Below are 12,094 nucleotides of genomic sequence, written 5' to 3' on the forward strand. Positions count from 1 at the left end.
GCTCATTTTAGGTGCTTAATACCACGTAGCACTGTGTTAGGAATGTAGGCGTTGTCCCATTCTTTCCCAGGGGTCCAACTAAACCCACCTGTGCGAACAATAACGAGTTGCTCTGAAGGAATGATGTACACCACCTGGTTGCCGCTACCATCAAACAAAAATAAATCTTTCGCCAGATAGGGTTCGCTGTGTATCACGCCAAACCCTTTAGGTTCACCTACTTCTGTCCATGAACGTTTTGATAAATAAGGTTCACCTAGCCAAATATGTAAACCCATTGCAGGGTTAGCAGGCGATGGCTGCAGATACTCTTGCATCCAACCATCTGGGAATAATGACGTACCATCAATCACGCCCTGATCCATTAAAAATATTCCAATGCGTAACCAAGTTTCTGATGGCAACAATAGGCAGCATCCGGAATGGGCTAGCCCGTTTGGACGATTCATCATTACCTCGCCACCTTGTGCATGTAGTGGTTGAATCAAAGATTCTGAAAGATACTGTCCGTAAGGTTTTCCTGTGGCTCGCTCTAATACCACACCAAGCAAATCGGAAACCGCTTGGCTATAGTCATATTTTGTTCCCGGCTCATCGATAAGCTCGTAGTCATTAATAATGACATCCTCATTATGACCTGCTAGGTAAGAGCGAGTGAAATTACTAAAGGGGCTCATATCCAAGGTATAAAACTTTTCGAAGCCTGCCGTCATCTGTAATAGGTGGCGTATGGTAATTTTAGCTTTTTCTGTGCCTTGCCACTCAGTTATAAACGCCGCAGCTGGTTGGTCTAGACCTTGAATATAGCCATCTTTGATGGCGCGGCCAATCACAACACCCGCCACCATTTTCGCCATGCTTTTACCCACAATAAGAGAATCGGAGTCAAAGTTTTGAAAATGCTCTCTTAGCTGTAGCTTGCCTTTATGCCAAACCAATAAAGAACTGGTTTTACGATCGGCCGCAAACTCAGTTATCGCAGCTAAGGCTTCATCAGAAATACTTCTGTCAGCTTGGTCCACCAGCTCAAATAAAGTGTGATCTCCTGATCCCACTTTAAACTCGGAGCCCTTCCAACCCTCTTGGGGTAAAACACCTTTACCAGCAACAATTAAGTAATAACGTTTCCAAAATAAAGGGTCCTGAAAATACAAGCCAGCAGATACTAGGCTAACGAGTAGCAGCAACCCCAGAATAACTTTAAAAAATAGTTTCATAATAGCTACTTAGACGAAATATATTCAAGATAATCAATGACTTGATTTCGCTTCTCAGGATCTGACAAATCACTTTGCTGATTCATTAAATTGCCCGGAATAAACTCTTGTCCATGAAGCAAAAATTCCGATAAATTAGCGCGGGTCCAAAACACACCCTCTAGTCCTTTTTTAATCATTGCTTCTGAATAGCGGCCATAGCCTTCAACCGTACCTGCTTGGCGATTAAACACGCCTACTAAATTTGGCCCAAGTAGATGGGTGTCACTTTCTGTCGCGTTATGACATTGTGTACACCAAGTGGCTTCATCTTTAGCAGATGCTAAAGCTTCTGGCGTAGCAAATATTTCAGCTTGTGGACGGGCTGCAACCAAGGTTTCTGTAGACTCAACCAATACGGTTTCTGCTGCAGCTTTTTGGTGCCAAGGGGGCAACACCTTAAATGCAAAGTAAGGTAAATACATAAAGAACCCAATAAACACAGCAAAAACAGGCCAGTAAACTAGTCTACGGTGTTTTGCCCAACTATAGAGAGCCAGTGCAATTAAGTAATAACTTGGTATTAATACATAAGTTCCAAAGGCTGCAATAGGATGTAAAGAAGGCGGCTTAGGTAAGTTAACAAGTAAATGCACGATAAGAAGAATAGCGACAGCAACACCTGGTTTGACATACCTACGTAAGTGCGTAAACAAGTACACAAATACTATGCCCAAAAACAAAGCTGAGGCTATGTTAGAAAACGCAGAATGGTTATAACCTGCTGTATTCCAAGACCAATCCAAAAAATGCGGTAACTTAAACACACCTAAAAATGGTGTCTCTTCGCCTTTAGCCCAAGCTTGTGCTAAACCACACAACATGGCGAAAGTCATAAAGATAAAAAACAATGAAATAGCGGTATGGGTAACTGTGGAAAATGCCCCCTTTAAACGCTCGAGAATACTCGCTCCCGGTCTGAATAACCACATGGCCAGCATCAACACTAAGATGACAAATAAGGTAGCACCTATACTTAGATGGGCATGATGAATGGCATCACGCTCGGCACTGCCTCGTATCAAGCGGGGCGACACCCCAGACCACCATTGGTGCCAAGCAAACAATACATAAAACAAGACCGATAAACACAGTCCTACTTGTTCGAGAAATCCACCAGATTTATTTTCAGTTGTCATTTTATTTCCTGTGCTTCGAATTATTATTAGTGTTGTAAAACAAAGGGCCTACCTTACTTCGTAACGCACGATGCCAAGGTTAGATTGTATTTTGTCTATGTTTTTCAATTTATTAAGCTGAGCGTCACTCGGCTTTAAATATGCTTCCATAAAGTTCAAGGATTGCTCAGCTAAGTTATTCAGAGCAAGCTCTTGTGGTGCCTCTTCTCGATCTAAACGACCAATTAAGTTGCCTAGGTAGTGGTCCATTTTATCTAGTACGAGTAAGTAGTTATTATCTTTCATGGCATTTTCATAAGACACTAAGTGGGCTTCATAAGTTGGCCAAAACGGAGGAACGACATCTGCAGTCCCTGTAACTACAAATTGTGGCTTGTTTAAAGTAGCCCAAGTTTTTTCAGAAATACGGCCCGGAAATAAACCAGGAGGAGAGATAGCTACAACGCCAACAACTCTGTCATCCATTAAAGGTTCAGGAATGTCTATTGTGGAATTACCTAATGTTTCAAGTGTAGCGCCAGCCAGTAACTGCGCCGCTAAGGCTCCATATGAATGACCTGCAGCGATGACATTATGGGTATTAAGGGTGCCTTTAAAATCAGCCGTAATAGACAACAAGCCAGGTAATTGGTCTATGGTCGCTGACATATCTAACACTCTAGACGCAGTTACCCAGTCACTACCATATTTTTCATCGGCAGCCATCCCAGCCTCTCTGCCACCAGCATCTAGGTGGGCGGGCGCTGCGACCACATAACCTTTGGTAACCCACTTTTCGATTAAATTGTCATAAGAGGTGGCGTCTAAAAAGTTACCGTGGGAAAACACGATTAGCGGAAATTCTTGCTCTGCATTTTGAGGATAAGCAAGGTGGACTTTTACCTCACCCGAGTGCTTAGTGTTAATGACAGTATCTTTATAGCCAACCTTAAACTCTTGGGGTGTATCTAAAGCTTCAATAACTCGATTAGGGAGTATGGAGTCATCAAAGTCAAAACGTGTTTCCCCTACTCGTACTATGACTAGTTTTTTCGAAGGTACAATATAGACACGTTGCCCACCAAAGCCATCAAAAAATAACACATCATCAGCCAAGTAGGGTTCAGAGTGCGCCACCCCAAAAGAGCTCTTAGCGTAATACTTACGTAAAGGGGTATAAGGCGTACCTCTCCAAATTAGATAACCATAATTAGGATTAAGCTTAGATGGCTGTGTAGCCTGCTGTATCCATTCTTTAGGAACAACTTGTTGCCCATTGGCCTGCCCCTTGTTAAGTACCAGCAAGCCAATTCTTAATAGATCTTCTGGGCGGGCAATTAAACAACAGTATCCATGTGGAGTACCGTTTTCTCTATCCATCCATAAATAGCCTGGGTCTGCAGCCATTTTTGACCATATTTTATCTGATAAATAGTCTTCATAGGATTGGCCTGTTGCGACCTCTAAAACATCTACAAGCAATTGAGGGTTGGTATTTATGTATTCAAATTCGACCCCTGGGGCAAGTTTTTGCGGTAACGACTGGGCTACCTCGGAAATATCTAGTGCATTTAGCAAACGTAAAAAATGGCTAAATATAAAAATTTTTGCAGGCTCTTTACCTAAGCCAGAACTCATGTTTAACAGGTTTTCTATGCTTATTTGACCTTTAGACTGACTTGTCCACTCCCCTAAATACTTAGATACAGGGTCGTGAATTGATTCTATGTCGCCTTCAGAAACTGCAATACCCACAGCCATAGACAACAATGACTTATGTATTGAGTGTGTTTGCGTGTAATTATCAGCGTTATAAGGAGACCAGTATTTTTCTGCTAGTAGCTTCCCGTCTTGCCACACTAAAAAAGCACTTGAATTGACTTTCTCAGCATAATCAATAGCTGCTGCAAATTGCTCTTCTTGTCTAGCTAACTGGGGTTCTGAGATAAATAGTTCTGCGGTTTGTGTATCAGGAGAAAGCTCTACTGTTGGCTCGTACCAATCTACTTCTCGCACTTGTTCAATAGAAGAACCGGTATAAAGGCGTTCTAAATAGGTGTAGTTAAATGCAATAAAAAGCCCAATAACAGCAAGGAGTAGCGCAAACAATAAGCCTACAAATTTAAGGATTTTAATCATATAAGTTACTCACTTGTTTTTGGGATCTTAGCAGTCAAACGTACCCCTATTGAAAAATGCTTGGCCCCTAGATAGGGGCCTATTTTTGATAATAACTAAGTATCAGCTAGGTTAGAAATTATAACTAACAGTGATACCCATTCTTCGTAAGTTCCCCCAAGTAGGGACATAATCAACGAAAAATGGACTAGCTATATAGAAAGCATTAGCAACATACTCTTCATCTGTTGCATTTTTAACCCAAAACTCAGCAGACCAACTTTCATTGTTTATCCCTGCTCGAAGGTTAACTAATGTTCTCGCTGGAATAGTCGCGGCATTAATTTCTGACACATATTGTTTAGACTGACCAGCAACATCTGCTCGTAAGAAGTACTCCATATCATCGCTTAGAGAACCGCTGTATTGGGCTCCAAAGTTCCACTGGGTATTTGCACTGCGGGCTAAATCGTTACCACCTATGTCACCTGTTGACGAACATACAATGTCGTCACATAAACCTGCTCGCACAACTCGTTGTGAAATAACCCCATCATCATAAGTTGCATCATTCAAAGCTAAACCGGCATTAATAACTAATGAATCTGTGATTGCATAGGTAGTACTTAACTCTAAACCTTGTGATGTAGCAGAGCCTAAGTTTGCGGTAATTACCGAAGTAGTAGCAGTAGCCCCTTCAGCAGCAACTGATACCTGCAAGTTACTCCAATCTATATAATAAAGAGCAGCTTCAACGTCTAACCGACCATCTAAATAACGTCCTTTTGAACCAATTTCATAGGTAATGTTTTCATCTGGACCGTAAAAACGCTCATCATCAAGTAAGGGTAATAAGTTAAAAAATTCATCTGATACCACAGAGTCATTAATACCACCTGACTTAACCCCTTTAGCGGCAGAGAAGTAGAATAATTGGTCATTGGTTAGGTGATAATCTAAAGACACTCTTGGAGTGAAGAAATTATCTTTGTAGGTATATTCACCGGTAGTATCTGAGGATACTTTTTTCTCATCACTGTACCTTGCCTCTGCTGCAAAGGTCAGCTTGTCGTCTAACAATGGGACAGATATACGCCCAAAAATTGCATCAGACTCTAGCTTTGTAAATAGATTAATTTTTTGTTCTTCCGGCACGTCATTAGGGCGTATTGGCTCAATACCTTCACTCCAAAGAGGTAAACCATAACCTGAGGCACCATCGTCTAAGTCTTCGCCGTCTGAGCTATACACACCAAACATGGCGTAAAACCCACTATCAGCTGTATATTCAAAACGTAATTCATGGGTATCATAATCAAAGTTACCACTAGGCAAAGTAGTGAAATAGTTAAGTGCCTCCGGAGTAAAAAATACCGTACCTTCTAATGGGCTTCTATCTGCATTACCTGGAGCAAATACTTCTCCATCGATATTAGCAAACTGATAAGTCATGCTCAGCTCTTCGGTAAATTGATATGAGCCACTAAAACGTAGAAATTCAGTTTCTGACTGAATATACCCACGGGGGTCAATTAAAAATCCTGTTTCAGTGTCGCTTCCAGCTTCTAATGGAGTTTCAGGTAATTCACCACAATATACTTTAGGAAAAATAGAAAAAGCGACGGTACCGCAATTTAAATCACCACTGAAAGCACTTAACCTTGATGACGCTCTGTTTTCACTTAAGGTTTCATAATTATTGTAGGCAAGTTCTAAATTGAGAGCATCGGTTGGCTGGGCCACCACAGAAATACCAAAAGACTGGTTATCCCACCCTCCTAGGTCTTCATCTGTTCCATATTTAGTTGCTTCGCTTGCTGCAGGGTGATCATTATCCCAGTCACCATCGTATTGAGTAACTGAGCCTGTAAATTTAACAGCAAGTTTTTCTTCAATGATAGGAATACTAATTTCACCAGAGAGATCTTGGCGGCCACCATCACCTAGGATGACTTCGACATCACCATACATAACATCTAAATCGGCTTTACGAGTCACGTAATTAATTGCACCCATAAAAGCATTGGCACCATATAGCGCACTCTGAGGGCCTTTTACTACTTCAATTCGCTCCATATCTAAAGAGCCCATATCAACAGCGTATTGACGAGGGATATACACCCCATCTAAGAAAACAGAAACATTTTGCTCAAGTTGATCAACACTAAATTGAGATGCACCGCGGATAACGGGAGAACCAAAACCACCGTTAGAAAAATCCTCAAACGTAAGACCTGGTGTCATTAGGGCGACATCGTCTAACTCTTCAATACTCTTACGTTTAATGTCTTCTTTGGTAAACGCATTAATAGCAATTGGAATATCTAATATACGTTCAGAGACTTTACGAGAAGTTACTGTGATGACCTCAAGTGAGTCTATCTCGGCTTCATCAGTAACTTCTTGTGCTTGTACCAAGGTCGACGAGCCAAGTAATGACGCTATGACATAGGTTAAGGTTTTGATCTTATTTGATGTTCTCATACTGGATTCCCACTGCTTTTATAGTTTTATTTAGTAACAATAATTTGAGCCGCGTACCACAATTAAAGGTTATGGTAGAGATTCACTTAGAAGCCATTTGCTTAGATTAAAATAGTACATCTAAAAAAGCGACTTTAAATGATATTAATATATATCATTATAACTATCAATCTTTTGCACATAAAATATACACAACCTAAAAAAACCAAATAATTATTATATTTTTCATTATCTTACATTTATTTTTCAGCTTGATTACAGGCTGTTTTTTTAGATTAAATAACAATAATAAAAGTAAGGTTAATGTACTTTTGATTCTAAAGGGGAGATAGGCTTACTTTATTTGATGCTTGGAAAATTAGAAATAAGGGTTGGAAAAAGAAAAAGCCCGCTAACGTTTTTAATGTAAAACCGTAGCGAGCAAACGGAGTACTCAGTTATAGGTTGGGTGCTTGTGGGTTCTCTTCATACTTAGACCAGTCAAGCTCAACAAAATGCTCATCAATAAGGGTGCGTTTCCATAAACGTCCGCCTTTGAACCATTGCCACACACGAGAGCGAAATTTTCTGCAATCACTGTGTTGGATCATTTCATATAAATATAAATCTGGCTCATTATGGCGAGTCCAGTTCAACATAATTGTACGATTGAATGTATCAAGTGGTACTTCTGCAGCCCAACCGTCAATATGGGTGTAAAAGATTAATTTGCCGTCTTCGATTCGGGTAGGGAAATCTTTGATTTCAATTGTTCCATCTTTCCAAAAGTACTGATTGGTTTGGTGATAGGTATGTTCATCTAAAAAACGACAAAGCAATCTAGAGGTATGCTCATCAATTTTGTCGCCGTTAGCATCATAATGACGATACCAGCCTTCCCATACACCATTACTACTTGAAATAATTGGCATTGATTCTTTTAAGGACACGATTTGTAACTCCTATATTAAATATACTTTGGTGTTAATTGTTTCTAGCAAAGTACCTTCGGCAACAGCTACAAACACATAATGAGCTATTGTTATAACATTAGGATGTTGAGGTTACAAGTCCTTAAATTAAATAAGGTTATTGAGGCAATAAAAGGGCGGTAGAAATTCTACTCCGCCCCTAAAATCATTTTGTATGTGAAAAGCTTAGGATTGTATAAGCCAAATAAAATATCGACTAGCTTGCCATCTAAATCAAATGACTGCCTTTGCAGTGATAACAAAGCCGTATTAGCACTTACATTTAATTGGGCTGCAACAATTGGATCAGCATTTTCAGCTGCCAATGTTTGCTCAACCTTACCAATTTTAACGCCATTTTCTTTGAGGATAGAAAGACGGGTTTTCTTTTCAATGTTTGCTTTTGTGAAGCCTTTTCCTTGGGGCAAGGTCCAGCTTACATAAAATGCATAAGGCTGATCATTTTCATTACTTCTAACACGGGTTACTTTTACAGCCTTCTCTTCGGGCTCAATGTTTAACTGTTCTCTTACCGAAGCCGGTGGTCTTAATGTTTCTATAGATAACACTCGGATATGACTGTGTTTACTCATTTCCGCTAAGTTTTCTAACATACCCACCAACGGAGCTTTAACTGGCTCATGGACATACTGATAGGTGACGTGGGAGCCCTTACCTCTGCGTCTAGCAATGAGATTTTCCGCAGCCAAGTCATCCATGGCTCTTTTTACGGTTATACGGGATACATCAAATGCTTCAGATAGCTGCAGCTCGGTTGGCATTTGTCTGCCATATTCAGCGCTTCCGTTTGTAATGCTATTTTTTAGCAGTACATAAAGTTGATGATATAAAGGTTCCTTGGAAGATGAGTCTACTGCTGCTTCCCATTCAGACTTTAAAGATGTTAATAATGAATCCATTTTTATATTTTCCTCATAATTCTTAAACTTAGTGTAAGGAAGCATTGTTTTTAAAACAAGCTTTGCAATACTGCGGTATTCGTTCCAATTGGAGTTTTACGCTAAGTAGGTATTTGTAAAATGCTTAATGTATTTTACATTTTATGATTAAGACTTTACAACATATTGTTATGTTGATATATCTTTTATGTGTTGTTTTACTAGCTGAGCTAATCTACTGCTTAGCTTAGATATAAGATCATAATTAAATTACAGGCCTTAAAAACGTTATTGAGAGAAACATGCAAGCATCTGATAAAACCGCAAAACAAATTTACTTTGATTTAAAAAATAACCCAACCCGCAAGCGATTTGGGTTTGGTAGTAAAGCGGTATTAGTAAATATTGACCCCCAAAAAGCTTATACCCGCACAGATTTATTTAATACTGCTTACGAGACTGATCCTAACCAATTACAGTACATCAATAACCTTGCAGAACAGTTTCGTAAATTACAATGGCCGGTAGTCTGGACCCATGTAGCTTACATGGATTCGGCGGAAGATGCTGGGGTTTGGGGAACACGAACCGACACGCCAGATAGCCTACAAAATATTAAATTCAATTCTCAGCGTAATGAATTTGATGATCGACTCAATATAGACTTCAAGAAAGATGTTATTTATTTGAAAAAGATGCCATCGGCATTTTTTGAAACCCAATTACAATCTTTATTAGTGTGGCATAAGGTGGATACCGTGATTCTAACGGGAGGCTCAACCTCAGGTTGTATCCGTGCAACAGGAGTAGACTCATTATCCAGAGGTTATCGCACTATAGTGCCAGAGGAGTGTGTGGCCGATAAACACGAAAGTTATCACTATGCCAACCTAACGGATTTGTCATTAAAATACTGTGATGTGTTAGATACCGCTGAAGTCATGGGTTGGTTAGACCAAAAAATAGCAGAGCAGGGTTAAAACATGAAAGAAGATCCTGGTTTTTATGATTATTGGCCATATGATAATCGCCCCAAAATAACCTGGCCAAATGGTGCTAAGGTCGCATTTTGGGTTGCCCCTAACATTGAATTTTATGAGCTTAACCCACCAGCAAACCCATACCGAAAAGCCTGGCCGCAGGGTAATCCAGCTGTAGCGGGATATAGTATTCGTGATTATGGTAATCGCGTTGGCCATTCAAGGCAGATGGATTTATTGGATAAATACGGTATTCGAGGCTCTATTTCTTTATCGACTGCCTTATGTGACCACCACCCAGAAATCATTCAAGCCTGTAAGGAGCGTGACTGGGAATTCTTTAGCCACGGTATATATAACACCCGTTACACCTACGGTATGTCAGCAGAGCAAGAAAAGAGCATGATCAGAGATTCTATGCTCAGCATTTATAAACATACAGGACAAAAGTGTGCCGGTTACCTAGCACCAGCCTTATCTCATTCAGAACAAACCTTAGATTTGTTTGCAGAAGTAGGCACAGAATTATTTGGTGATGAAGCAGGATTTTATACCTGTGATTTATTCCATGATGACCAGCCGACCCCCATTAATTTACGTAGTAAAAAACGCTTTGTGTCTATTCCGTACTCACTAGAAATGAATGACACCATAGCCTTTGCTGTTAATAAAATAGAACCAAGACGCTATGGCGAGCAAATTAAACGTAATTTTGACCGTTTATATCAAGAAGGGGCAGAAAGCGGCACTATCATGTGTATCCCAACCCATAATTACCAAGTCAGTTGCCCCCATAGACTTAAGGCGTTTGAAGAAGCCCTTGAATACATAACCGGTCATAGCGATGTTTGGGTGACCACAGGAAAAGAGATTGCCAGTTATTTTATGGATAACTATTACGACACAGTTTTAAATGATATCACCGCAAAAAAAGGCAAAATTAATGAGCTCAAATAAACACACATTGCCAGATAATTATTTAGACTACCCAGAACGACATTATGGAATGGATCATGACCGTTACACTTGGTCAATGCTGCAGAGCCGTAAAGCTGTAACTTGGCCAAATAACGCCTCTTTAGCAGTATGGGTAAATGTAGCGGTGCAGTACTTTCCTTTGAATCAACAAGGTGTACCTTTTAAAGTCCCAGGCGGCATGACTATGCCTTACCCTGATTTACGCCACTATTCTTTAAGAGACTATGGCAACAGGGTGGGGATATTCCGTTTTCTTAAAGCCTTTGATAAATACGGGATCACTCCTACATTTGCGCTGAATACCCGTTTAGCTGAGCGTACCCCGTATCTACTTGATGCACTTAAAGAAAGGGGAAATGAAATACTGTGTCATGGTTACCATATGGATGCCCTGCATTACTCTGGTCAAGCATTTGAAGATGAAGATGTATTGATAGAAAAAGCATTAACAAAGCTTAATGAGTTATCAGGACAAAACATTAAAGGCTGGATAAGCCCAGCGCGAAATGAGTCAGAGAATACCGCCGACTTACTGGCTAAGCACGGTATAGAGTACTTTTGTGATTGGGTAAATGATGACATGCCCTATCGCTACAAGACCGCAAAAAAACCATTAATCGCTATGCCTTTATCAAACGAGCTCGAAGACCGTTTTGTCATTGTGAATAATCAACATTCAGAACAGTCATGGAGCGAACAAGTATGTGATGCCTGTGACTTCCTGTTAGAAGAAGCCAAAACCCAAGGGGGAAGAATATTAGCGTTAAATATTCACCCCTGGTTATTAGGTCAACCCCATCGTATTCAATTTCTTGAAGACACCCTAGCCTACATTATGAGTAAGCCTGGGGTTTGGTCGGCTTCGGCAACAGATATAGCCAACAGCTGGCAACAACAAAACCCAGATTAAAAGCCTTTATCTGGGCACATATAATTAACATAAAAATGGGCGCAGCCTGCGCACTTATAAACACAAATTGCACTTATCTATTTGAGTATAAGTAACAAAAAAGCGCCCATTTTTAATTACCCCAAAAGATAACCACCTTTGGGCTCACTATCACACCTCGGTTACCACCCCCTAAATACAAGTACTAGCCCACATAACGCCAGTTTAGTCATTACACTGTTTTAAATAACGCTAAGGGCATAACTCAACCTGCTTTAGCCTCGACTTCTAAGATTAATCTGTAGTAAGCTTTCAACTTAAATTATATTGTTATATCTTTATCTCTTTAATAGATTTATTGATAGCCACATTTAATTCGGCGGTCAATTAAGCAAACAGTTTCAGATTAATATTTCACAGTG

Annotated in this window: 9 protein-coding genes; 3 read left to right on the forward strand and 6 right to left on the reverse strand. The window is 40.1% G+C overall.

Annotated elements, in window-relative coordinates:
- Positions 1-2: 2 nt before the first annotated feature.
- From ACMUMK_RS17285 to ACMUMK_RS17310, 6 genes are all read right to left on the reverse strand, one after another.
- Entirely contained in the window at positions 3-1,217 is a 1,215-nt protein-coding gene (locus tag ACMUMK_RS17285) for a serine hydrolase domain-containing protein (protein ID WP_414702405.1), read from the reverse strand.
- A 5-nt stretch (positions 1,218-1,222) separates the two neighbouring features.
- Positions 1,223-2,395 (reverse strand): c-type cytochrome, encoded by a 1,173-nt coding sequence (locus ACMUMK_RS17290; RefSeq protein ID WP_414702406.1) that lies wholly within the window; start codon positions 2,393-2,395, stop codon positions 1,223-1,225.
- Between the two features lie 48 nt (positions 2,396-2,443).
- The gene (locus tag ACMUMK_RS17295) at positions 2,444-4,513 is read right to left on the reverse strand and encodes an alpha/beta fold hydrolase (RefSeq protein ID WP_414702407.1); all 2,070 of its coding nucleotides are present in this window, start codon (positions 4,511-4,513) and stop codon (positions 2,444-2,446) included.
- A 111-nt stretch (positions 4,514-4,624) separates the two neighbouring features.
- Entirely contained in the window at positions 4,625-6,976 is a 2,352-nt protein-coding gene (locus ACMUMK_RS17300) for a TonB-dependent receptor (RefSeq protein WP_414702408.1), read from the reverse strand.
- Positions 6,977-7,413: 437 nt separating this feature from the next.
- A complete protein-coding gene (locus tag ACMUMK_RS17305; RefSeq protein ID WP_414702409.1) occupies positions 7,414-7,905 on the reverse strand; it encodes a hypothetical protein in 492 nt (163 codons plus the stop codon).
- Positions 7,906-8,075: 170 nt separating this feature from the next.
- The gene (locus ACMUMK_RS17310) at positions 8,076-8,846 is read right to left on the reverse strand and encodes a GntR family transcriptional regulator (protein WP_414702410.1); all 771 of its coding nucleotides are present in this window, start codon (positions 8,844-8,846) and stop codon (positions 8,076-8,078) included.
- A 281-nt stretch (positions 8,847-9,127) separates the two neighbouring features.
- Here ACMUMK_RS17310 and ACMUMK_RS17315 point away from each other — a divergent pair, with 281 nt between their 5' ends.
- Genes ACMUMK_RS17315 through ACMUMK_RS17325 form a run of 3 tightly spaced genes read left to right on the forward strand, consistent with a single transcriptional unit; the run spans position 9,128 to position 11,693 of the window.
- Positions 9,128-9,805: an isochorismatase family protein gene (locus tag ACMUMK_RS17315; protein ID WP_414702411.1), complete on the forward strand. Its 678-nt coding sequence runs from the start codon at positions 9,128-9,130 to the stop codon at positions 9,803-9,805.
- Between the two features lie 3 nt (positions 9,806-9,808).
- Positions 9,809-10,762: a polysaccharide deacetylase family protein gene (locus ACMUMK_RS17320; protein ID WP_414702412.1), complete on the forward strand. Its 954-nt coding sequence runs from the start codon at positions 9,809-9,811 to the stop codon at positions 10,760-10,762.
- The gene (locus tag ACMUMK_RS17325) at positions 10,749-11,693 is read left to right on the forward strand and encodes a polysaccharide deacetylase family protein (RefSeq protein ID WP_414702413.1); all 945 of its coding nucleotides are present in this window, start codon (positions 10,749-10,751) and stop codon (positions 11,691-11,693) included. The genes ACMUMK_RS17320 and ACMUMK_RS17325 overlap by 14 nt, the downstream gene beginning before the upstream one ends.
- Positions 11,694-12,094: the final 401 nt, after the last annotated feature.

Source organism: Paraglaciecola sp. 2405UD69-4 (genome assembly GCF_047525415.1).
In the GTDB taxonomy this organism is placed as follows: domain Bacteria; phylum Pseudomonadota; class Gammaproteobacteria; order Enterobacterales; family Alteromonadaceae; genus Paraglaciecola.